The organism is Sphingobium terrigena (assembly GCF_003591655.1).
Classification (GTDB): Bacteria; Pseudomonadota; Alphaproteobacteria; order Sphingomonadales; family Sphingomonadaceae; genus Sphingobium; species Sphingobium terrigena.
On record NZ_QVRA01000024.1, the window covers coordinates 41,442 to 63,771 of the forward strand.

Here is a 22,330-nt window from a genome sequence, read left to right on the forward strand (position 1 = left end):
CCCGAACGGGGTTCGGTTTGCACGCCCGCATCTCCACCTTGCCCTCGCCCCTCCCCTCGCCTAAAGCGCATCCCATGCCCGAAACGACCGCCGCGCCCGCTTCGTCCGACCTGACTGGTCGGGCGCTGTTTCCGCACAGGCATTTGCTGTCCATTGCGGACCTGATGCCCTGGGAAATCCGTTTTCTGCTGGATGAGGCGGAGCATTGGGCGCGGGCGAACCGCAGTGGGGCGCGCAAGCATGATGACCGGCTGGCGGGGATGACGCAGATCAACGCCTTTTTCGAGAATAGCACGCGGACTTTGCTGTCGTTCGAGATAGCGGGCAAGCGGCTGGGCGCTGATGTCGTGAACATGCACGCGGGCCAGTCGAGCGTGAAGAAGGGCGAGACGCTGATCGACACGGCGATGACGTTGAACGCCATGGCCGCCGATGTCATCGTCATCCGTCATGCCAGTTCCGGCGCGGTCGCGCTGATCGCGGACAAGGTGGACTGTCCGGTCTTGAACGCGGGCGATGGCTGGCATCAGCATCCCACGCAAGCTTTGCTCGACGCGCTGACCATCCGGCGGCGCAAGGGCGGTTTCGAGGGGCTGATCGTCGCGATCTGTGGCGATGTGCTGCACAGCCGGGTCGCGCGCTCCAACATGCTGTGCCTGGCCGCGCTGGGCGCGCAGGTGCGCGCGGTGGCACCGCCGACGCTGATGCCACCGGAAGTCGAGATGCTGGGCGCGACACCCTTTACCAGCATGGCGCAGGGGCTGGACGGCGCGGACGTGGTGATGATGCTGCGGCTCCAGAATGAGCGGATGGATGGCGCGTTCATCCCGTCGGCGCGCGAATATCATATGCTTTACGGCCTGACGCCAGAGCGGCTGGCGCTGGCCAAGCCCGATGCGCTGGTGATGCATCCGGGACCGATGAACCGGGGCGTGGAGATTTCGAGCGTGGTGGCGGACCATCCGACGCGCTCCGCGATCACCGAGCAGGTGGAGATGGGCGTGGCGATCCGCATGGCGTGCCTGGACGTGCTGACGCGCGGCGCGCGGGGTGTGGAGGGGTGGGCGTGAGCGATAGCACACAGTTTCCGTTCGCCCTGAGCGAAGTCGAAGGGCTCGACCGAGCGCAGCGAGGTGCTTCACTTCGTTCAGCAGAGGGCTTCGACTTCGCTCAGCCCGAACGGATTTTGGAGGCGCACCGATGACCACCATCGCCATCATCAACGGTCGCCTGGCCGATCCGGCGGGGGATGCGCTGGTCTCCGGCTCGATCCTGATCGAGGGCGATCGGATCGTTGCGGCCGGGGACATTGTCGTGGCGGCCGACGCAGAGACGATCGACGCGCAGGGGCAGGTGGTGGCTCCCGGCCTTATCGACCTGGGCGTCTTTGCCACGGACAAGCCGGCCTTTCATTTCGGCGGGATCACCCGCGCGGCGTTGATGCCCGATCAGTCGTCGCTGCTGGACGAAGCGGCGCTGATTCGGCAGGCAACGCGGGCGGGGAAGCCCGATTTCTGGGTCCATCCGATCGCGGCGGCGACGCGGGGCTTGGCTGGCACCGAACTGGCCGAGATCGGCATGATGCAGGCGGCGGGCGCGAAGGCGGTCGGCACCGGGCGGCAATGGATCGCGGATTCGGGCGTGATGCTGCGGGTCTTGTCCTATGCGTCGGGGCTGGGGCTGACGGTGATCGCCCATGCCGAGGATGGCGGGCTGGCGGGCAAGGCGGTGGCGACGAGCGGCGAGACGGCGACGCGGCTGGGCCTGCCCCATGCGCCCGCCTGCGCCGAAGCGATGGCGATCGCGCGCGACATCATGCTGGCGCGGCAGGCGAACGCAGCGATCCATTTCCGGCTGGTGACGACCAAGGCAGGCTTCGACCTTATTCGCGCGGCGAAGGCCGAAGGGTTGCGGGTCAGTTGCGGCATCAGCCCGGCCTATCTATTTCTGGCCGACAATGCGGTGTCGAACTTCCGTACCTTCGCGCGCCTGTCGCCACCGCTCCGGTCGGAGGATGACCGCAAGGCGAGCATCGCGGCGGTGGCGGACGGGACGGTCGATGTCATCACCTCCAGCCATGATCCGCGCGGGGCGGAGGACAAGCGCCTGCCCTTCGCCGACGCCTCGCCCGGCATGGCAGGGGCGGAAACGCTACTGGCGCTCTCGCTCAATCTGGTGCGGGAGGGGCATGTGTCGCTCAACCGGCTGATGACCTTGCTGAGCGCCAATCCGGCAAAGATTTTGGGCGTCAATGCGGGCAGCTTCGCGCCCGGCAGCGCGGCGGACCTGATCTTTGTCGATCCCGACGCGCCGTGGATCGTCGACAGCGCGAAGATGGCGGCGGCGGCGGGCAATACCCCGTTCGACCGTATGCCAGTGCAGGGCCGCGCCCGGCGGATCATGAAGGGCGGGGTGTTTTTGTAACATATTGCCTTCTCCCTTGGGGGAGAAGGATATGGAGCCTTGCCGAACGCAGTGAGGTTAGGCGCAATTGGATGAGGGGGTGCTGGTGGCGATGGCGCAGAACACCCTCTCCCAGCTACGACTAAGGCAGCAAGCTGCCAAGTCTGCGCAACCCTCTCCCTCAAGGGAGAGGGATAAAGGTGGGAACCGCCCTCCCCCTTCATGCGCTTGCCCGGTTGAGCAACAGGGGACGCCGATGAACCAGCCAGTCGCGCAGCAGGTGCCAGTCGCGCAGCAAGTCCATGTCGATGCGCCGTGGAAGATACCGCCGCGGGCCTGGTGGGAGATTTTGAAGCGTGTCTATGGCGCGCTGTCGTCCAACCATGTGGGATTGCTGGCGGCGGGCGTCGCTTATTACGCCTTTCTGTCGATCGCGCCGATGATGGCGGCTGTGGTGCTGACCTATGGGCTGTTTGGCGATCCGGCGATGGTCGGGCGGCATATGCAGGCGATCATCGCAGTGGTGCCGACCGATGCGGCCAAGCTGATCAACGACCAGTTGCTCGGCGTCGTCAGCACTGCCAAGCCCGCGATCGGCTTTGGCCTGGCCGCCGCGCTCGGCATCGCCGTCTATGGCGCGACGCGGGCGGCTTCGGCGATCATGGAAGCCCTGAACATCGTCTATGGGCAGAAGGAAGGGCGCGGCATTATCGCCTTTACGCGTGTTTCGATGGGGATCACTTTTTCCGCCGTGCTGGTGATGGTGGCAGGCGTATTTACCGCCACGGTCATTGGCCTCATCCAGACCTGGCTGACCAGTTGGGGACCGGGCGTGCTGTTTGCGATCAAGGCGGTGACGTGGATCTGCGCGGGGTTGCTGGCCAGCGTCATCTTCGGCCTCATCTATCGCTTCGGGCCGAACCGGCGGCAGGCGCAGTGGCAATGGCTGACGGTCGGGTCGGTGACGGCGACCCTGTTCTGGCTGGTCGTGACGCTTGGCGTGTCCTTCTATGTCGCGACATTTGGCAATTATAACGAGACCTACGGGTCGCTGGGCGCGGTGGTCGTGCTGCAATTATGGCTGTTCGTGTCAGCCTATGTCGTGCTGCTGGGCGCGCAGATCAATGCGGAAGCCGAGCGGCAGACCAGTGCCGAAACGACCATCGCACAGCCCCAAGAAAAAGCTGCATAATCGCGCTTGCCCTGCCCGGCAGGCCACGCTAAAGCGCCCTCCTTCGCTGGCACAGGAGTGTAGCTCAGTTGGTAGAGCGTCGGTCTCCAAAACCGAATGCCGTGGGTTCGAGTCCCTCCACTCCTGCCAAGCGTTCCAGCAGCATCCTTGTTTTCCATGAGGTTTGCCGCTAGACGCGCCGTCGAAATTGTGTCGCGAAGCCATGCGGCCGCACCCCCCGGACGCCGATATGGGCGGGATCGGGAGGGCGGACTATTGCTTCGCGTTTTGGTGTTTGTGCAAAGGGTTTGAGGCAGGCGATGGCGAAGGTTTCCCCCGGCGAATTCGTCAATCAGGTGAAAACCGAAGCGTCGAAGATCGTGTGGCCCACGGGTCGCGAAACGGTCATGACCGGCGTGATGGTCGTCATCATGACGACGCTGCTGGGCCTCTTCTTCTTTGGCATCGACACTTTTTTCGGTGCGATCGTCCAGTGGCTGCTGGGCCTCGCGGCGGGTCAGGCGTGAACGTGACTGCGTTGGTTTTTGGGAGTTTGAAACGGTAACATGGCGCGCTGGTACATCATCCACGCCTATTCGGGCTTCGAGAACAAGGTCAAGGAATCGATCCTGTCCGAAGCGGAGCGCATGGGCCTGACGCAGCTGGTCGAGCAGGTCGAAGTGCCTGTCGAAACCGTGACCGAGGTAAAGCGCGGCAAGAAGGTGCAGGTCGAGCGCAAGTTCATGCCCGGCTATGTCCTGGCCAAGCTCGCCATGAACGACGATATTTATCACCTGATCAAAAACACGCCCAAGGTGACGGGGTTCCTGGGGTCGATGGGCAAGCCGCAGCCGATCAGCGAATCGGAAGCCGCACGTTATTTCGGCGCCCGCAAGGAAGCCGAGGCCGCCCCCAAGCACAAGGTCAGCGTCGATTACGAAATCGGCGATGCGGTCAAGGTTCTGGACGGTCCCTTCGCCAGCTTCAACGGCACGGTCGAGGAACTGGATTTCGAGAAGAACCGGGTCAAGGTGTCAGTGTCGATCTTCGGTCGCGCGACCCCTGTGGAACTGGATTTCGAGCAGGTAGAGCTTTCGAAGTAAGATTACGTGCCGTCATCGTCATCCCGGACTTGATCCGGGACCCATTCAGGGCTGCGTCGCATGGATATGCCGACCGAGCGAGAATGGATCCCGACTTTCGTCGGGATGACGGACTGAAATGACGGGACAAACAGAATTTCCGGGCAACCGGGAATAAGCGCGGGAGGAGGCTTTGGCCTTCGTTTGCACCGCTAAACTTGAACCGGGCGCGCCTTGCGGCACGCCCAGCAACAGAGTGAGTCATCATGGCCAAGAAGATTACGGGCTATATCAAGCTCCAGGTGCCCGCTGGAGATGCCAAGCCTGCCCCGCCGATCGGCCCAGCACTGGGTCAGCGCGGCGTGAACATCATGGAATTCTGCAAGGCGTTCAACGCGCAGACGGCCAATGTCGAAAAGGGTACGCCCCTGCCGACGATCATCACCGTCTATGCGGACCGCAGCTTCACCTTCACGATGAAGCAGCCGCCTGCCACCTTCCTGATCAAGAAGGCGATCAACCTGAAGTCGGGTTCCAAGGAACCGGGCAAGATCGTCGCTGGCAAGATCACCCGCACCCAGCTGACCGAAATCGCGCAGGCCAAGATGGTTGACCTGAACGCGAACGACATCGACGCAGCAACGAAGATCATTGAAGGCTCCGCTCGCGCGATGGGCCTCGACGTGGTGGAGGGCTAAGACCATGGCAAAGCAGACCAAGAAGGCGAAGGCTCTGGCCGCCGCGATCAACAAGGAAAAGCTGCACGGCGTCAATGAAGCGCTGGGCCTGATCAAGACCCACGCGACCGCCAAGTTCGACGAAGGCGTCGAAATCGCGATCAATCTGGGCGTCGATCCCCGTCACGCCGACCAGATGGTCCGTGGCGTCGTCACCCTGCCCGCCGGCACCGGCAAGGACGTGCGCGTCGCCGTGTTCGCCCGTAACGACAAGGCGCAGCAGGCGCTCGACGCCGGCGCCGACATTGTGGGTGCCGAGGATCTGCTGGAATCGATCCAGGCCGGTAACATCGATTTCCAGCGCGTCATCGCGACGCCGGACATGATGGGTCTGGTCGGTCGTCTGGGTAAGGTGCTTGGTCCCAAGGGCCTGATGCCGAACCCGAAGCTTGGCACCGTGACGCCGAACGTCGCCGAAGCCGTGAAAGCCGCCAAGGGTGGCCAGATCGAATTCCGCGTCGAAAAGGCCGGCATCATCCATGCGGGCATTGGCAAGGCGAGCTTCACCGCCGAAGATCTGCGTCGCAACTTCGACGCCTTCGTCGATGCGATCGTCAAGGCCAAGCCGACCGGTTCGAAGGGCAAATATGTGCGCAAGATCGCCCTGTCCTCCTCGATGGGGCCGGGCGTGAAGGTCGATGTGGCGGAAGTCGCCGCAATCTGATTTTTGCGCTATAGACAATCAGGCAAGCCTCCTTCCTCGCGAAATGGGGAAGGAGGCTTTCCTGTTTTGGAATTTGGTTGCCGCCATCTTCCTCCCGTTCGCCCTGAGCGAAGTCGAAGGGTTCGCCTGAGCATAGCGAAGGCACTTCGCTGCGCTCAGTGGAAGGCTTCGACTTCGCTCAGCCCGAACGGAGATTAGTGATTGGGGCGCTTGACCTGACGCCCCAGGCTTCCGCGATGTTGGAAGCATGGAAGGTTCTCATGATGCCGTCGGTAGAGGCGGAATCGCACTCCCGATGGACATTATAGACATGGCATTTGAAACTCTCCCCCCTATCCTCGCGCAAGCGCTCACGACCAAGGGCTATCAGACCCTGACCGAAGTGCAGGCGTCCGTCATCGAACCCGAAGCGATTGGCCGCGACATGATCGTGTCGGCCAAGACCGGGTCGGGCAAGACCGTCGCCTTCGGCCTGGCCATGGCCAGCGAATTGCTGAGCGAGGAAGGCCGCCTGCCGCCGCCCGCCTGGCCGCTGGCGCTGGTGATCGCGCCGACGCGCGAACTGGCGTTGCAGGTCAGCCGCGAACTGGAATGGCTTTACGCCGGAGCGCGCGCGCGCATCGCCACCTGCGTGGGCGGCATGGACGCGGCGCGGGAACGCAAGGCACTGGCGCAGGGCGCGCATATCGTCGTCGGCACGCCCGGCCGTCTGCGCGACCATCTGGAGCGCGGCGCGCTCGACCTGTCGGCGCTCAAGACCGCCGTGCTCGACGAAGCCGACGAAATGCTCGACATGGGCTTCCGCGAAGATCTGGAAGGCATACTCGATGCCACCCCCGATGGCCGCCGCACCCTGCTCTTTTCGGCGACCATGCCCAAGCCGATCGTCGCGCTGGCCCGTCGCTACCAGAAGGACGCGATCCAGATCGCGACCACATCGACCGAGCGGGGCCATGGCGACATCAGCTATCAGGCGATGACCGTAGCGCCCGCTGACATTGAAAATGCCGTGGTCAATCTGCTGCGCTTCCATGAGGCGGAGACAGCGATGTTGTTCTGCGCGACGCGCGACAATGTCCGCCATCTGCACGCCAGCCTGACCGAGCGGGGCTTTGCCGCCGTGGCGCTGTCGGGCGAACATAGCCAGAATGAACGCAACCATGCGTTGCAGGCGCTGCGCGACAAGCGGGCGCGGGTGTGCGTCGCGACCGACGTGGCCGCGCGCGGCATCGATCTGCCCACGCTGACGCTGGTTGTGCATGTGGAAATTCCGCGCGACGCGGAAACCATGCAGCATCGGTCGGGCCGTACCGGCCGCGCTGGCAAGAAGGGCACCGCCGTGCTGATCGTCCCCTATCCGCGCCGTCGCCGGGTGGAAGGGATGCTGAAGGGCGCGAAAATTCCGGTCGAATGGACGTCCGCCCCGACCAAGGAAGCGATCGCCGCGCAGGATGCCGAGCGGCTGCGCGCCCGCCTGCTGGAGCCGATGGAGCTGGAAGAGTCCGACTGGGCGCTGGGCGGCGAACTGCTGGAAGCCAAGAGCGCCAAGGAAATCGCCGCGATGCTGGTGCGGTCCGCCCGCGCCGCCCTGCCTGCGCCCGAAGAGCTGCTGGACGGCAGCGATGCCCCTGCCCGCCGCGAAGGGCCGCGTCCCGGTTTCGAGGATACTCAGTGGTTCCGCATGAACATCGGTCGCAACCAGAATGCCGATCCGCGCTGGATTTTGCCGCTGATCTGCCGTCGCGGCCATGTGTCGCGCGGGGACATCGGCGCGATCCGCATCACCACCAACGACACGATGTTCGAAATTCCCAAGGCGATCGCATCCAAATTCCTGGCCGCCGTCCGCCGCACCGGCGAAGCGGGTGACGAGGGCGCGGATGTGCTGTTCGATCCGGTCGATGGCGCGCCGCGCGAGGAAGCCCGCGAAAAGCGCAAGCAGCTGCGCCCCGCCAATGGCGATCGTCCCAACCGCGCTGGTCCGCCCCGTGGCGGTCCGGGCAATTTTTCGCGTGGCGGCGCAGCACCGCACAGCCCGCGTCCGTTCAAGGGCGCTGGCGCCGGTGGCCCCCGCAAGGGTCCGCCGCGCAGCCGGGGCTGACGATCCGAAATCCTCCCCTTGCCAAGGGGAGGATTTTTCTTGTTTTACCCCGCCCCGCACAGGCTGAGCATCCGGCCCGCCAGTTCCCGTTCGCCCATCACCACATGGGGGACGCCGAGCTTTTCGAGATAGTCGACCTCCGCATCGCTGTGTGCGCGGGCGATGACCTGGAGCTGCGGGTTCAGGCGGATCGCATGTTCGTGGATCGCGCCGCCCTCAAAACCCTCCGGCACGGCGATCAGCAGGTGATGCGCCTCCTTCACGCCCGCTTTTATGAGGTGGCGGTCCTCCAGCGCATTGCCGCGGACGACGGACAGTCCGACGGCTTGCGCCTCCTCGGCTTTCTCCGCGTCTCCTTCGATCACCACGAAGGGGACGGCGCGCTGGGTCAGGCGGGTGGCGATCAGCTTGCCGACACGGCCATAGCCGACCAGTACGACATGGCCCATCGCCGGACGCGCGGCGGCAACGCGGGCGGCTTCGGCATCGACCTCCTCCTGCTTGCGACCGCGCACCGCCAGCGAGAAGAGGATGGGGTTGAGGAAGATCGAGACGATCGCGCCTGCCAGGATCAGGTCGCGCGCGTCCGCAGGCAGCACGCCAAGGCCTGTCCCCAGCGTGGCGAGAATGAAGGAAAATTCGCCGATCTGCGCCAGGCTGACCGCGATGGTCATGGCAGTGTCGCCCGGTTTGCCGAACAGGCGGACGATGGCATAGGCGGCGATCGATTTGCCCACGATGATGATCGCGACGGTGGCGAGCAGCGGCAGCGGCTGTTGCACCAGCACGGCGGGATTGAACAACATGCCCACCGACACGAAGAACAGCACCGCAAAGGCATCGCGCAGCGGGAGCGTTTCTTCGGTCGCGCGGCGGCTGAGCGGGGTTTCGCCCAGGATCATGCCCGCAAAGAAAGCCCCCAGCGCGAAGGACACGTCGAACGCATAGGCCGCGCCGAACGCTACGCCCAGCGCGATGGCGAGGACGGCGAGGCGGAACAGCTCGCGCGATCCGGTGTGGACGACCCAGTGCAGCGCCCAGGGGATGACACGCCGCCCGACCACCAGCATCAGCGCGACGAAGCCCGCGACCTTGAGCAGGGTGCCGACCAAAGGCGCGATCAATGCGCCCGCCCCTGCGCCGGACTCGGCGTCGTTGATGACGGCGGCGAGGGCTGGCAGCAGGACCAGCGCAAGGACCATCACCAGATCCTCGACAATCAGCCAGCCGACGGCGATTCGGCCCCGTCGGGTTTCGACCAGATCAGCGCCCTGCAAGGCGCGCAGCAGCACGACCGTGCTGGCGACCGACAAGGCCAGACCAAAGACGATGCCGCCCATCAGCGGCCAGCCCATGACATGCGCCAGCGCCATGCCAAGGCCGGTCGCGACCGCGATCTGCACCAGCGCGCCGGGGATGGCGATATGTTTGACCGAGAGCAGGTCTTTTAGGGAGAAATGCAGCCCCACTCCGAACATCAGCAGGATGACGCCAATTTCGGCCAGTTCGTTGGCCAGGCTTGCATCGGCAACGAAACCGGGGGTGAAGGGACCGACCATGATCCCGGCGACGAGATAGCCGACGAGCGGCGAGAGTTTGAGGCGATGCGCGATCGCCCCCATGATGAAGGCGACGACAAGACCGGCAACGATCGTGCCGATCAGGGGCGTGTGGTGGGGCATAGGCAAATCCTTGTTCCGAACGAAGGCCCGCGCGCTGGGCCCGGAGTCGATTCGTCAGGAACAGGCTGGGGGTGCGCGCGCTTGCCTGGTGCGGGAGTGGACGCCGGATCGCACTGTCGCTGCTGGGCGAGACAATGCCGGGACGGCACATAGCCGCCAGACAATGAGTGAAGAGGCTGCCACCACTGCCAGCAGCAGGTGAAAGGCAGAGGGACCATCACCGTCTAGCCGGGCGGTCTGCACCGTCTGCGGAGGGAGCGGGGCGCGCGCCTTGATCACCACATCGCTGGTCGCGGGATTGAAGGCCGACCCGGCAACCCGGCTGAGCGGCGGCCCTAGCGGCGCGAGGGCCGAGAGCAAGACGACGCCAATCAGCATCCACAGGGCAGCGATGACCGGCAGGCGCTGGCCCGCAAATCCTTTGCTGTCTGCTCCGATGCGCTTCATGCGTGCCACTATCCCTTTATCCTGCTATAGATAGGGCAAGGCAGGTGGAAAACCACCCCCTGAACCGGCCCATCGTGGTTGACAGGTTCGAGTCATTCCACTACCGGGCCACATTCCCGCGCGGGTCGGCTTAGGCTTCATGTCTTTGGTGATTGGCGTAAAGCAGATTTGAACGAGAAGAGACAAGCCATGTTCGCTATCGTGCGCACAGGCGGCAAGCAATATCGCGTCGCCGCCGGAGACAAGATCGTCGTCGAGAAAATGGCCGGTGAAGCCGGTGACAAGATCACGCTGGACGACGTCCTGCTGGCCGGCGAAGGCGGCGATCTGAAGGATGTGGCCGGTCTGACCGTCGCAGCCGAGATCATCGCGCAGGCGAAGGGCGAGAAGGTCATCGTTTTCAAGAAGCGCCGCCGCCACAATTATCGCCGCAAGAACGGCCACCGTCAGCGTCACACGATCCTGCGGATCGTGTCGATCGGCAGCGAAGAAAAGAAGGCCAAGAAGGCCGCTGCAAAGACCGAAGACGCGGCGCCTGCCGCTGCTGAAGCCTGATCGCTTCGCGACTAGAATTAGGAGTTTAGACAATGGCACATAAGAAAGCTGGCGGTTCGTCGCGCAACGGTCGTGATTCGGAATCGAAGCGCCTTGGCGTCAAGAAGTTCGGCGGTCAGGAAGTGATCGGCGGCAACATCATCATTCGCCAGCGCGGCACCCGCGTCTATCCCGGCCGTAACGTCGGCATGGGCAAGGACCACACGCTGTTCGCGCTGGGCGAAGGCCGCGTGGTATTCCATGCGGGCAAGCAGGGCCGCAAATATGTGTCGGTCGACGCTGTCGCGCAGGCCGCCGAATAACGGACGATCAATGACGGATCGTCCCTCCGCAAAGGGGCGATCCTCCCGACAGGGCCATCAGGCGCTGTCGGTTTTCGAGGGAAAAAGGGGCGCTCCTTCCACAAGGAGCGCCCCTTTTTCGTTGCTACGGGCCTCCCCTCCATTTTCCCTCAAGTCCCTGGAACTAAAGCCCTTCCCGCGCGTCGTGCGGGCGGGGCCAGTCCAGAAGCCACAGCGTCGTCAAGCCGTCATCATTGGCGGCTATCGGCGCAGACAAAGAGGAGAGACGAGAATGTTCGCCCGTACCCCCCGCCTGCTCCTGCGTCCGGGCTGGATCGAGGATGCCCCTGCCCTGGCCCAGGCCATTGGCGATCCGGCGGTCCTGCGCAACCTGACCCCCGCGCCCAGCCCCTATGGTCTGGACGATGCGCAGGCGTTCCTGGCCCGGCCGCAGGATGTGCGCCAGCCCAGCCTGCTCGCCTTCACCCGCACCCATGGCGCGCCGCGTCTGGTCGGCGGCTGCGGCGTCATGCGCGCCGAAGATGGCAGCCATGAACTGGGCTATTGGATCGCCCGCCCCTATTGGGGGCTGGGCTTCGCGACCGAAGCGGCGCACGCGGTTCTGCGCATGGCGCGCGCCAACGGCGTGCGCGACATCCGCGCCGCGCATTTCGCCGACAATGGCGCGTCGGGCAATGTCCTGCGCAAGCTCGGCTTTCGCCATAATGGCCGGGTCGAAGCACGCTTCAGCCCGGCCCGCGGCTGCACCGCACCCTGCCTGATCTTCGAGGAAGGCGCGGTGGCGCGAAATGGGGAAGATCCGGCGATGGATCTCTATGCGGATGCCTTGCCTGCTATGGCGGCGTAGGCACCGGCCCGTCCACCATGGTCGAGGACCCTGACGGAAAATCGACACCGGTAAATTCGGGGTAGGCCGCGCGCAGCAGGGCAACCTGTTGCGTGCTGTCGATTCGGATGAGATACCATTCGCCCTCATCCTGCAACGCCAACGTGCTGGTCTGGCTGCGCAGCGTCCCCAAATCGGGAATGGCGATCTGACTCTCGGTCGGGATCAGCATATAGGCACGCCGTCGGCCTGGCGTGGTCGCGACTGTCGCTGCCTGCATATCCATGGCAAAGGACAGGAAACGAACACCCGCCAAAGCATTGGCCATCTGTGCGCCAACCATCGCCTTCACATCGTTTTCCGGCACGCCGAAACGCTGCGCGATGCTGCGCAGTAGACGGGGCGGAATAAAGTCTAAGCTGTCGGCGATGCGCCCTTCCTGCATCATCGCGCCAAAATCGGCGACGCGGACAGCGATGGCCGCGCGATCCGCCTCTCCAATCGCAGGTACAGCAATGCTAACCAGCACAGGCATGGCCCAACCGATCATGCCGACACCCCCCGACGGTCAAACAGCTTGATCACCTTGCCCCCCAGCACTGCGTCGCCCATTGCCGCAAACCCCAGCTTTTCGGCTACCTTGATCGACGCGCCATTGTCCGGCTCGATGATGCAGCGGATCGCGGTCCTGTCCAGATTGGCGTCGGCCCAGCCCAGCACCGCCGCCATCGCCTCGGTTGCCAGTCCCCGGCCCCAAGCCTGCGGTCCCAATACCCATCCCGCCTCCGGCACACCGTCCAGTTCAGGCAGGCTACGCGCGGCGCTCAGCAAGCCCGCCTCGCCGATCATCGCGCCGGTCGCGCGATCCTCCATCACCCACATGCCATAGCCCAGCAGCGACCACATGCCCGCATAGCGCAGCAGGCGGAACCACACCGCCTGCGCGTCCTGCGGCGATCCGCCGATATGGCGGACAACCTCCACATCGCTCCATAGCGCGCAGCAGGCAGGATAGTCGGCAAGCATATGCCGGCGCAGGATCAGGCGGTCGGTATGGAGCAGGGGCGCGGTCATCATGCCGCGATCAAAGGCCAGTGTCCGCCAGTCGTCAAGCCAAGCGCTTGCTACAGATTGTCGATCGCCGCGCACAGAGGTTTAATTTTCCGCCATTAGGCGCTATTTTATGTTTTCCGCATTCTGCGGGCCGTCGACTGTTCCAGCCGACTTCAGAATGCTCTATGGGCGCCCCATGCATTTTCTCGATCAAGCAAAAATCTTTATCAAATCCGGCTGGGGCGGCCCCGGTGCGGTCAGTTTCCGGCGTGAAAAATATGAGGAATATGGCGGTCCCGACGGCGGCAATGGCGGCAAGGGCGGCGACATCATTTTCGAAGCGGTGCAGGGTCTCAATACCCTGATCGACTTCCGCTACACCCAGCATTTCAAGGCGCAGCGCGGCACGCCGGGCATGGGCAAGAATCGCTATGGCGCGGGCGGCAAGGATCTGATCATCAAGGTGCCGGTCGGCACCCAGATATTGTCCGATCCCAAGCCGATCGAGGGCAGCGAGGATGAGGACGGCATTCCCGATTATGAGGATCAGGACGTGCTGGCCGACTTCACCGAAGTGGGGCAGCGCGTCACTTTCCTGCGCGGCGGCGATGGCGGCCGGGGCAACATGTCCTACAAGACCAGCACCAACCGCGCCCCGCGCCAGCATGGCACGGGCTGGCCGGGCCAGGAAATGTGGGTGTGGCTGCGGCTGAAACTGCTGGCCGATGTCGGTTTGGTCGGGATGCCCAATGCGGGCAAGTCCACGCTGATCAATCAGGTCACCAATACCAAGGCGAAGGTCGGCGCCTATGCCTTTACCACCACCAAGCCGCAGCTGGGCGTTGTGCTGCACAAGCAGCGCGAATTCGTGCTGGCGGATATTCCGGGCCTGATCGCGGGTGCGGCCGAAGGCGTGGGGATTGGCGACCGGTTTTTGGGTCACATCGAACGCTGCCGCGTGCTGCTCCATCTGATCGACGCGACCGGCGACGATCCGATCGAGGCTTTCCATATCGTGCAGGACGAATTGTCCGCTTATGGCGAGGGGCTGGACGAAAAGCCGCAGATCGTCGCGCTCAACAAGGGCGACCTGCTCGGGCCGGAGCTGATGGAGGATATTGCCGACCAGCTGCGCGAGGAAGGCGTGGAGGATGTGTTCATCATCTCCGCCGGGACCGGCGAGGGCGTGGAAGCGCTGCTCGACGCGATCCTGCCGATCGTGGGGCAGGCGCTGGACGATGCGAAGCCGGAAAGCGACGCGGACGAAGAAGGCGAACGCCCATGGTCGCCGCTCTGACCTTCATCCCCTCCCCTGAAGGGGAGGGGCGTTGCTGGACTAGTCTATGAACCCCCTCTCCGGCTTTCCCCCCACCCTCATCCGCCGTCTGGTGATCAAGATCGGCTCTGCCCTGCTGGTCGATCCGGCGGGTCAGGTGCGGGTGGACTGGTTGCGCACGCTGGTGGCCGATGTCGCGGCGCGCAAAAGCGCGGGGCAGCAGGTCATCATCGTGTCGTCGGGGGCGATCGCGCTAGGCGCGCGGCGGCTGAAATTGCCCAAGGGGGGACGCGGCAGCCTTGAGGATGCGCAGGCAGCCGCCGCGACGGGGCAGATCGCCTTGTCGCAATGCTGGGCCAGCCTGCTCGACGAACAGGGCATTGTCGCGGCGCAGATGCTGGTGACACTCGATGATCTGGAAAATCGCCGCCGTTACCTCAATGCCTCGGCAACGCTCGAACGGCTGATGGCGCTGGGCGTCGTGCCGGTGGTGAACGAGAATGACAGCGTGGCGACCGCCGAAATCCGCTTTGGCGATAATGACCGGCTGGCGGCGCGTATCGGACAGGCGGCACGGGCTGACGCAGTTGTCCTGCTGTCGGACGTGGACGGGCTTTACACCGCCAACCCGCACGTCGATGCGGACGCCATGCTGATCGAAACAATAGAGCGCATCGATGCGCGAATCGCCGCCATGGCCGACGGTGGCTCGGCGTCCGGCATGGGATCGGGCGGTATGACCTCCAAGATAGAGGCGGCGAAGATTGCGACGGGCGCGGGCGCGCATCTGGCGATCATTTCGGGCAAGGTCGATGCGCCGCTGTCGCACTGGACGGGTGGCGGCAAGGGGTCGATCTTCCTCGCCGCACCCGCCAAGCGCGCCCGCAAGGGCTGGCTGGCCGGGCGACTGACCGTGCGCGGGCGGATCATCGTGGATGCGGGCGCGGAACGGGCTCTGGGCAAGGGCAACAGCCTGCTGCCCGCCGGGGTCGCCAGCGTGGAAGGCGTGTTTGCGCGCGGCGATGTGGTGGATATCGTGACGCCCGATGGCCGGGTGATCGCGCGCGGCTTGAGCGAATATGACAGCGAGGAAGCGGCGCGGATCGCGGGCAAACGCAGCGAGGATATCGCCACATTGCTCGGCCACCTGCCCCGGTCCGTACTGGTCCATCGCGACCATATGGCGATGGTCTGACACCATGGCATTGCGGATTGCCATGACCGGCGCGACGGGTTTCGTCGGTACCGAGACGTTGGATCAGGCGCTGGCGGCGGGGCATCATGTCACCGCGCTGACCCGCAAGGCGCAGCCGCCACGCGCGCGGCTGAAATGGGTGCCGGGGTCGCTGGACGATGCAGCGGGTCTCGATACGCTGGTGCGCGACGCCGATGTCGTGGTGCATATAGCGGGCGTGGTGAACGCGCCCGATCGCGACGCATTCGAGGCAGGCAATGCGCGTGGCACGATTACGGTGATCGACGCCATGCGCAAACGCGGGGTGCGGCGGCTGGTCCATGTCTCCTCGCTCGCCGCGCGCGAACCCGACCTGTCCGACTATGGCTGGTCGAAGGCATTGGCCGAACGCCATGTGAAGGCCAGCGGACTTGACTGGACGATCGTGCGTCCGCCCGCCATTTACGGGCCGAATGACCGGGAAATGCTGGAACTGTTCCGCATGGCCAAGCGCGGCATCATGATGCTGCCGCCGGGCGGGCGGCTGTCGGTGATCGAGGTCGGCGATCTGGCGCGGCTGCTGCTGACGTTGGCGGGTGAGAGAGAGATCAGCCTGACCCACATCTATGAGGCGGATGACGGCACGGTCGGCGGTTGGGATCATAAGGATTTTGGGGCCGCGATCGGCCGCGCCATGGGCCGGACCGTGCGGACGCTGGCGACCCCCGCCTGGCTGCTGGGCGTGGCAGCGCGCACCGACCGGATGATCCGCGGCAAGGGCGCGAAGCTGACGCCCGACCGGGTCGATTATTTCTGCCACCCCGATTGGGTCGCCGCGACCGGGGCGCATGTGCCCAGGCAACTCTGGATGCCGCAGGTGCCGACCGAAGCGGGACTGAAGGCGACGGCGGAGGCCTATAGGGCGAAGGGGTGGGTGTGATCCAACGCCGCTCCTCCCGATAGACGCAAGGCTTCGATATCGCGTTCTTAGGCTGATCGTTCCTAAAACGCCTCCGCCGCCAGCGCCATGATCGCCCCCTCTCCCGCCGATATGCTTGCCGCCAGTCCGCCCGCCTGCGGCAACACCCGCCGCGCAAAATAGTCCGCCACCGCCAGCTTGCCGCTATGCAGCGCCGTATCACCCGCGCCAGCAGCCACCGCCATCCGCGTCCACATCCATCCCATCGCCACCAGCGCGAACAGCCGCAGATAATCGACCGCCGCCGCCCCCGTCGCATCCACGCCCGCCCCGCGCAGCGCCACCGTCGCCTCGCGTAGCAACGCCAACGCCTCGCCGGTCCGCGCCGCAATCACCAGATCGCCCGCCGCCGCGACATCGGCCGCGATCCCGTCGAAAAAGCCCTCGACCACTGCGCCGCCCGCCATCGGCAGCTTGCGCCCGACCAGATCCATCGCCTGCACCCCGTTGGTGCCTTCGTAAATCTGCGCGATCCGCGCATCGCGCACATATTGCTCCATCCCCCATTCGCGGATGTAGCCATGGCCGCCAAACACCTGCTGCGCCTGCACCGCGCTCTCGAAACCAAAATCGGTAAAGGCCGCCTTGATCACCGGCGTCAGCAGCGCGACCAGCGCATCGGCTTGTCCCCGCTCGCCCGCATCGTCATGGCCCTTCGCCCGGTCGAGTTGCAGCGCGGTCCATCCCGCCAGCGCCCGCCCGGCCTCCACGAAGGCGCGGACATTCAGCAGCATCCGCCGCACATCGGCATGGTCGATGATCGCCACCGGCCCGCGCGTCCCGTCTGCGCTGCGCCCCTGCACCCGGTCGCGGGCATAGGCCGCCGCCTGCTGATAGGCGCCGCCTGCAATGCCCAACCCCTGGATGCCCACCATCAGCCGCTCGGCATTCATCATCGTGAACATCGCCGCCAGTCCGCGATGCGCCTCCCCCACCAGCCAGCCGGTCGCGTCATCATAATGCATCACGCAGGTCGGCTGCGCGTGAATCCCCATCTTCTTTTCCAGCGACCCCACCGACATGGCGTTGCGCACGGTAAAGCCGCCATCGGCATCGGGCAGATACTTTGGCACCAGAAACAGGCTGATCCCCTTCACGCCCGGCGGCGCATCGGGCAGCCGCGCCAGCACCAGATGGACGATATTGCCGCCAAAATCATGGTCCCCCGACGAAATGAAAATCTTGGTCCCCGCCACCGCATAGCTGCCGTCCCCATTGGGCGTCGCCCGCGTCTTGAGCAGCGCCAGATCGGTCCCCGCCCCACTCTCGGTCAGAGCCATTGCGCCCGTCCACTCGCCAATCACCAGCGGCCCCAGATAGGCGGCTTTCAGCTCTTCGCTGGCATGGGCGGCAATCGCCTCGCACGCCCCGCGCGACAGGCCGGGGAACAGGCCGAAGGACAGGTTGGTCGCCGATATCATCTCGTCGAACCAGAGTTGCAGGACAAAGGGCAGCCCCTGCCCGCCATGCGCCGGGTCCGCCGACAGCGACGTCCAGCCCGCATCGGCAAAATCGCGATAGGCCTGCGCGAACCCGTCGGGCGTCTGCACCGCGCCGTCGACCAGACGGCTGCCCTGCTCATCCCCCTCCCGGTTCAGCGGATGCAGCCGCTCGGCACAAACCTTCCCCGCCTCCTCCAGCACCGCCACAGCCAGATCAGCGTCCACCGCCTTGCCCAGCTCCGCCATCGCCTGGTCGAAACCCAGCACCTCGGTCAGCAGGAAACGATAATCGTCGATCGGCGGGGCATAGCTCTGCATGGCGGTTCCTCTTCTGTCGCGATACCGTTACACCAAACATATGTTACAGTCAATTTCGCGCGGACTGTCCCTATGTCCATGTCACTGTCCGCAGCTCAATCCTTGGGCTTATGCGACGACAGCAGATATCGCCACACGCCGACCAGATTGATCCCCAGCATCGCGACATTCTGCCAGCCGATCCCCTCACTGTCCTGCGCCAGAAATCCCCAGGCGATCAGCGCAATCGAGCTGGTGACGAACAGCACGAAGGCCCATCCGGTCACGCGCCGCCCGATGTTGAGCGAGACCAGCAGCGCCGCCAGCGTCGCCGCCCCTGCGCCATAATATTGCAGCCCTGTCAGCACAGCCTCGTCCATCCCACCCCAACGCCGCATCGGCCGCCAAGGTTGCAGCCACGCCACGCCCCCTCTAGGCAGACAGCATGATCGCCAGCATCGACCCGTTCCACGCCATCGCCATCAGCCGCGAAGCCCACAGGCTCGAAGCGGCAGGCCGCTCCATCCTCCACATGGAATTTGGCCAGCCCTCCACCGGCGCACCGGCCGCCGCCATCGCGGTCGCCCATCATGTGCTGGACACCGATCCGATGGGCTATTGGGAAAGCCAGCCGCTGAAAGGGCGGATCGCCCGCCATTATCGCGACAGCTATGGTCTTACCATCGACCCCGAACGCATCCTGCTCACCTGCGGCGCATCGCCCGGCCTCGTCCTCGCGCTCACCAGCCTGTTCGCGCCCGGCGCACGGGTCGCGACCGCCCGCCCCGGCTATGTCGCCTATCGCAACACATTGAAGGCGCTCTATCTGGACCCGCTCGAAATCGCCTGCGGCCCGGCAGAACGCTACCAGATCAGCGCCGACGCCCTCGCCGTCCTCGATCCTGCACCTGACGGCCTCATCATCGCCAGCCCCGCCAACCCCACCGGGACCATCATCCCGGCGGACGAACTCGCCCGCATCGCCGCCACCTGCGCCGCGCGCGGCATCGCCATCATCTCGGACGAAATCTATCACGGCCTGTCCTTTGGCGACCCGGCCCGATCGATGCTGGAATTCGCCCCCGACGCGATCGTGGTCAACAGCTTCTCCAAATATTTCAGCATGGCCGGCTGGCGTCTGGGCTGGATCGTCGTGCCGCCTGCCCTGATCGACGCCGCCCGCGCCCGCATGGGCAATCTCTTCCTCACGCCCCCCGTCCTCGCCCAACAGGCCGGGCTACAGGCGTTTGAGGAGAGCGCAGAACTGGACGGCCATGTCGCCACCTACCGCCGCAACCGGCAATTGCTGCTCGACGCCCTGCCTGCGCTGGGCCTCGCCAGCATCGCCCCGCCCGATGGCGCTTTCTACCTCTATGCCGACATCAGCCACCTGACCAATGACAGCCTCGCCTTCTGCCACCGCCTGCTCCAGGACACCGGCGTCGCCACAGCCCCCGGTATCGACTTCGATCCGGTCGAAGGCCATCATTTCATCCGTTTCAGCTTCGCCGTCTCGACCGACCGCGTAGAGGACGCCATCGCCCGGATGGTGCCCTGGTTTCAGGCGCAAGGCAGGCGTTGAACGCAGGAAATCCTCCTCTGCAAGGGCAGGCTTATCGCATATGAAACTGCCCCCTCCTTCATCGTCATCCTGAACTCGTTACGAGCGACGGCATTTGGGGCACGATGGATGCTGAAATAAATTCAGCATGACGTTGGATGGATAGCGGAAAGTCATATGCAACCGCCCTGCCTTCCAGGCGAGGATGCGCGCGATCTGAACCGCAATGTCGGAAACAAAGTCCGGCCAAAAAATGGTGCGGGCGGTCGGAATCGAACCGACACTCCTTGCGGAACCGGATTTTGAGTCGCCTATATCCTAGACATGTCTTTGATTAATAATGATATTTTTAACAACGCGGCTATTTTGTGTAAGGCTTTGTGTAAGTGTGTAAGACTTGTGCAAGGCATCTTTGAAAAAACGGGCGCGTCTACATTGACCTCTGGCAGATGATGAATCCTGTGTCGAGCGACTTCGCCATTTTCTCCACATGGCGATTATCCGAGCAGAAGCTTCTCCAATTTGTCTGCCAGCATCGCACGCTTGGCTTTGCTCAGTTGATCGAGATTGCGCTGCTTCCATTGTACGGCAGGCAGATGCTGCGCGGCAGGGATATCAAGGAGCGACCAATCTGGCGTACCGCGTTTGAACGACATCAAGAAGTGCCGATGATCTGCCGACATGCCGCCTACCATCGCGTCGATGATCGCTTCGCGCGCTGCCTCCAAATCGGTCAGTAGTACCGGTTCGGCGGTCATTCCTTCAAACCCACGACGAAACTCTTGTTCCAGGGGTTTCCGGGTCGGGGCCAGCACATCCCCGATGGGACGGCCATGGCTGATGATGTAGACAAGAAATGCATTGCGCAACGCATCGTCAATGCCTTCATGCGCCAGCAATTCGCGGACATCATAGAGGTCGCGGGGATGCTGCCGGTCAAGCGCCGCGACGATCTTACCGGCATAGAGATCGGCAAAGGAAATGACCTGCATCTGCGCGAAGCCGAACGATTCTTCGACGGAGGGCGAAACGTTCATCAACACCGGATCATAAACGCACCCGCGCAGAACGGGCGTTACTTCGATTTTGATTTGGGCATCGGAAGTGCGAATGAGCAGCTTCGTTGTCGCGCTTTCGTGAAACGTTGGGGTGATCCGGGCATCGGGAATGGCGCGCTCAATGCGCGTGCTGATGCGTTGCATGGCCGTGTCAATCGCCGCAAGGGATGTCGCCCGATCCTGCACGGGCAGATAGGTCAGGTCGATATCCACCGACAGGCGCGGCATATCCCTGACGAACAGGTTGATCGCCGTGCCGCCTTTCAGGGCAAAGTCCGGTTCCTCCCCGACCAGCGGCAGCACCCGCACAAGCAAGGCAACTTGCCGACGATAACTATCACGCAGCGCCATTCAAATCCTCCGGGACGGTGATTTGGTAGCGCTGGTTTAAGACCCCACCCTTGGCCAACATGCGCTTGCCTGATCCCAGGGCGATGGCGGACAGATCAAGCTGATCGAACCAGCGGTGATGATGCCGGTCGGCGAAGAACAGAAAGAGCCGTTTCACTTTGACGCTGCGGCAGGCGGTCAACAGCGATTGCAGGCGGCGAGGGCTGAGGTTGGCCATGCCCTCCATCAGCATATCGACCTGATGGAAACTCTCCCTATCGGGCAGTTCGTCCAACAGTTCCAAAACCGCGCGCTCCGGGGTTGCAAGGCGTAGTGGCCAACTGATTGCTCCGCCCAGCTGCACCATGAAGCCTCCGGGCATACGCATCTCTTTGCCCTCCCCTTCGGGTAAGGGATCTGGCTTCGGCGTTGTCTCGTCGGGAAAAAGGCGTTGGCTGTTATGATAGTGAAACGTCACATCCAGCGGGAGCGCGCTCAACCAGCTCGGTGGACGGTGATGGCCGTAAAGATGCACCTCATTGGTGGTGGCGCTAAGGTAATGGGCATAGCCTTGGTGTTCCAGCGCGGTGCGCCCGCCCACGGTAAGCGGCGAATCGAGCGCCGCTTGCAGCGACGTGATAACCTGCTCCCATTGCAGTGGCCCGTGTGACCGGCGATAGACTCGCGGCGCAGGCTGGTTCAACCACCCCGCCCTGACATAATGACTGCGTAGCGAAGATGAGTAGCCCCGTTCCTCCAGCCACGCGGCATCGACCAACATGCCTTCGGGCAAGGTCTGCTGCAATTGGTTTAACTTTCCTGCCGAATATGTAGTCATATTGTGCAATATGGCACATTATCAAACCAATGTCCAGTTTATCATTCACTCAAAATACAAAGTCAGGCTAAGCATTGTAACGCATTTTCAAACTAGCCGCCTCCACTAATCGCCTATTTCCGCATCATTTGCCGAGATTAAGGCCGATATTCGCCGCAGTATGGGGGGAATGGAATGGGTGCCGGCGCATCAAGACAGCTTGCCTTGCCTGCTGGCCTCCACATGCTCCTGACCTGCCCCCACCGAGTGGACCGTGTTGATTGTTAGTGGATTATTCTCGCCGCCGCCATATCCGGATGGAGGTGGAGCGAAGCGGAACCGGAGGCCGGATATGGCGGTGAAGCCGTTTCCG

The 22,330-nt window shown here is 64.0% G+C and carries 23 protein-coding genes, 1 tRNA gene and 1 pseudogene; 16 read left to right on the top strand and 9 right to left on the bottom strand.

Annotated features, from left to right (window positions below; translation table 11 throughout):
* Nucleotides 1–74 precede the first annotated feature (74 nt).
* From D0Z70_RS19400 to D0Z70_RS19440, 9 genes are all read left to right on the top strand, one after another.
* Nucleotides 75–1,070 (top strand): aspartate carbamoyltransferase catalytic subunit, encoded by a 996-nt coding sequence (locus tag D0Z70_RS19400; protein WP_119749311.1) that lies wholly within the window; start codon nucleotides 75–77, stop codon nucleotides 1,068–1,070.
* Between the two features lie 130 nt (nucleotides 1,071–1,200).
* Nucleotides 1,201–2,424: a dihydroorotase gene (locus D0Z70_RS19405; RefSeq protein WP_119749313.1), complete on the top strand. Its 1,224-nt coding sequence runs from the start codon at nucleotides 1,201–1,203 to the stop codon at nucleotides 2,422–2,424.
* A gap of 235 nt (nucleotides 2,425–2,659) precedes the next feature.
* Nucleotides 2,660–3,595, top strand: a complete 936-nt coding sequence (locus D0Z70_RS19410) for a YihY/virulence factor BrkB family protein (protein WP_119749315.1) — start codon at nucleotides 2,660–2,662, stop codon at nucleotides 3,593–3,595.
* Between the two features lie 53 nt (nucleotides 3,596–3,648).
* Nucleotides 3,649–3,724 (top strand) — tRNA-Trp (locus tag D0Z70_RS19415).
* 170 nt (nucleotides 3,725–3,894) lie between these two features.
* Nucleotides 3,895–4,101 carry a preprotein translocase subunit SecE gene (gene secE, locus D0Z70_RS19420; RefSeq protein WP_066857860.1) on the top strand — a complete coding sequence of 69 codons (207 nt, stop codon included), beginning with the start codon at nucleotides 3,895–3,897 and terminating at the stop codon, nucleotides 4,099–4,101.
* A 39-nt stretch (nucleotides 4,102–4,140) separates the two neighbouring features.
* Nucleotides 4,141–4,677: a transcription termination/antitermination protein NusG gene (nusG, locus tag D0Z70_RS19425; RefSeq protein ID WP_006968004.1), complete on the top strand. Its 537-nt coding sequence runs from the start codon at nucleotides 4,141–4,143 to the stop codon at nucleotides 4,675–4,677.
* A gap of 245 nt (nucleotides 4,678–4,922) precedes the next feature.
* Complete coding sequence (rplK, locus tag D0Z70_RS19430; protein WP_119749317.1) at nucleotides 4,923–5,354, top strand: 50S ribosomal protein L11; 432 nt, start codon at nucleotides 4,923–4,925, stop codon at nucleotides 5,352–5,354.
* Nucleotides 5,355–5,358: 4 nt separating this feature from the next.
* Nucleotides 5,359–6,057 carry a 50S ribosomal protein L1 gene (gene rplA, locus D0Z70_RS19435; RefSeq protein WP_119749319.1) on the top strand — a complete coding sequence of 233 codons (699 nt, stop codon included), beginning with the start codon at nucleotides 5,359–5,361 and terminating at the stop codon, nucleotides 6,055–6,057.
* 310 nt (nucleotides 6,058–6,367) lie between these two features.
* Nucleotides 6,368–8,158 (top strand): DEAD/DEAH box helicase, encoded by a 1,791-nt coding sequence (locus D0Z70_RS19440; RefSeq protein ID WP_119749321.1) that lies wholly within the window; start codon nucleotides 6,368–6,370, stop codon nucleotides 8,156–8,158.
* 44 nt (nucleotides 8,159–8,202) lie between these two features.
* Here the strand turns inward: D0Z70_RS19440 and ybaL are convergent, their stop codons facing one another.
* Both ybaL and D0Z70_RS19450 read right to left on the bottom strand, forming a co-directional pair.
* A complete protein-coding gene (ybaL, locus tag D0Z70_RS19445) occupies nucleotides 8,203–9,840 on the bottom strand; it encodes a YbaL family putative K(+) efflux transporter (RefSeq protein WP_119749323.1) in 1,638 nt (545 codons plus the stop codon).
* Nucleotides 9,841–9,894: 54 nt separating this feature from the next.
* A complete protein-coding gene (locus D0Z70_RS19450; RefSeq protein ID WP_119749325.1) occupies nucleotides 9,895–10,287 on the bottom strand; it encodes a hypothetical protein in 393 nt (130 codons plus the stop codon).
* A gap of 189 nt (nucleotides 10,288–10,476) precedes the next feature.
* Between D0Z70_RS19450 and rplU the strand changes: the two genes are divergently transcribed.
* The 3 genes from rplU to D0Z70_RS19465 all read left to right on the top strand — a co-directional run bounded on the left by rplU (nucleotide 10,477) and on the right by D0Z70_RS19465 (nucleotide 11,991).
* Nucleotides 10,477–10,842, top strand: a complete 366-nt coding sequence (gene rplU, locus D0Z70_RS19455) for a 50S ribosomal protein L21 (protein ID WP_119749327.1) — start codon at nucleotides 10,477–10,479, stop codon at nucleotides 10,840–10,842.
* Between the two features lie 32 nt (nucleotides 10,843–10,874).
* Nucleotides 10,875–11,144, top strand: coding sequence for a 50S ribosomal protein L27 (gene rpmA / locus D0Z70_RS19460; RefSeq protein WP_017183119.1), 270 nt, complete (start codon nucleotides 10,875–10,877; stop codon nucleotides 11,142–11,144).
* 271 nt (nucleotides 11,145–11,415) lie between these two features.
* Nucleotides 11,416–11,991: a GNAT family N-acetyltransferase gene (locus tag D0Z70_RS19465; protein ID WP_119749329.1), complete on the top strand. Its 576-nt coding sequence runs from the start codon at nucleotides 11,416–11,418 to the stop codon at nucleotides 11,989–11,991.
* On the opposite strand, the gene D0Z70_RS19470 is transcribed toward D0Z70_RS19465, so the two are convergent.
* Complete coding sequence (locus D0Z70_RS19470) at nucleotides 11,978–12,520, bottom strand: hypothetical protein (RefSeq protein ID WP_119749331.1); 543 nt, start codon at nucleotides 12,518–12,520, stop codon at nucleotides 11,978–11,980. The two genes, D0Z70_RS19465 and D0Z70_RS19470, sit on opposite strands and share 14 nt — an antisense overlap.
* Nucleotides 12,517–13,047 carry a GNAT family N-acetyltransferase gene (locus D0Z70_RS19475; RefSeq protein ID WP_119749333.1) on the bottom strand — a complete coding sequence of 177 codons (531 nt, stop codon included), beginning with the start codon at nucleotides 13,045–13,047 and terminating at the stop codon, nucleotides 12,517–12,519. Before D0Z70_RS19475 ends, D0Z70_RS19470 begins: the two co-directional genes overlap by 4 nt.
* Nucleotides 13,048–13,219: 172 nt before the next feature.
* On the opposite strand from D0Z70_RS19475, the gene obgE reads away from it, so the two are divergent.
* The 3 genes from obgE to D0Z70_RS19490 are packed head-to-tail and all read left to right on the top strand — an operon-like array spanning nucleotide 13,220 to nucleotide 16,413.
* Nucleotides 13,220–14,320: a GTPase ObgE gene (gene obgE, locus D0Z70_RS19480; protein WP_119749358.1), complete on the top strand. Its 1,101-nt coding sequence runs from the start codon at nucleotides 13,220–13,222 to the stop codon at nucleotides 14,318–14,320.
* Nucleotides 14,321–14,366: 46 nt separating this feature from the next.
* Entirely contained in the window at nucleotides 14,367–15,494 is a 1,128-nt protein-coding gene (gene proB / locus D0Z70_RS19485) for a glutamate 5-kinase (protein ID WP_119749335.1), read from the top strand.
* Nucleotides 15,495–15,516: 22 nt separating this feature from the next.
* Entirely contained in the window at nucleotides 15,517–16,413 is an 897-nt protein-coding gene (locus tag D0Z70_RS19490) for an NAD-dependent epimerase/dehydratase family protein (protein ID WP_239019032.1), read from the top strand.
* A 62-nt stretch (nucleotides 16,414–16,475) separates the two neighbouring features.
* On the opposite strand, the gene D0Z70_RS19495 is transcribed toward D0Z70_RS19490, so the two are convergent.
* Both D0Z70_RS19495 and D0Z70_RS19500 read right to left on the bottom strand, forming a co-directional pair.
* Nucleotides 16,476–18,212 (bottom strand): acyl-CoA dehydrogenase family protein, encoded by a 1,737-nt coding sequence (locus tag D0Z70_RS19495; protein ID WP_119749339.1) that lies wholly within the window; start codon nucleotides 18,210–18,212, stop codon nucleotides 16,476–16,478.
* A gap of 95 nt (nucleotides 18,213–18,307) precedes the next feature.
* Complete coding sequence (locus D0Z70_RS19500) at nucleotides 18,308–18,571, bottom strand: hypothetical protein (protein WP_119749341.1); 264 nt, start codon at nucleotides 18,569–18,571, stop codon at nucleotides 18,308–18,310.
* 65 nt (nucleotides 18,572–18,636) lie between these two features.
* Here D0Z70_RS19500 and D0Z70_RS19505 point away from each other — a divergent pair, with 65 nt between their 5' ends.
* Nucleotides 18,637–19,773 carry a pyridoxal phosphate-dependent aminotransferase gene (locus tag D0Z70_RS19505; protein WP_119749343.1) on the top strand — a complete coding sequence of 379 codons (1,137 nt, stop codon included), beginning with the start codon at nucleotides 18,637–18,639 and terminating at the stop codon, nucleotides 19,771–19,773.
* A gap of 476 nt (nucleotides 19,774–20,249) precedes the next feature.
* Here D0Z70_RS19505 and D0Z70_RS19510 read toward each other — a convergent pair whose 3' ends face one another.
* The 3 genes and pseudogenes from D0Z70_RS19510 to D0Z70_RS19520 form a co-directional block, all read right to left on the bottom strand.
* A complete protein-coding gene (locus tag D0Z70_RS19510) occupies nucleotides 20,250–21,161 on the bottom strand; it encodes a nucleotidyl transferase AbiEii/AbiGii toxin family protein (RefSeq protein WP_119749346.1) in 912 nt (303 codons plus the stop codon).
* Entirely contained in the window at nucleotides 21,148–21,921 is a 774-nt protein-coding gene (locus D0Z70_RS19515; protein ID WP_239019033.1) for a type IV toxin-antitoxin system AbiEi family antitoxin domain-containing protein, read from the bottom strand. Before D0Z70_RS19515 ends, D0Z70_RS19510 begins: the two co-directional genes overlap by 14 nt.
* Nucleotides 21,922–22,241: 320 nt before the next feature.
* A pseudogene (locus tag D0Z70_RS19520) lies at nucleotides 22,242–22,330 on the bottom strand (integrase catalytic subunit); the annotation flags it as partial.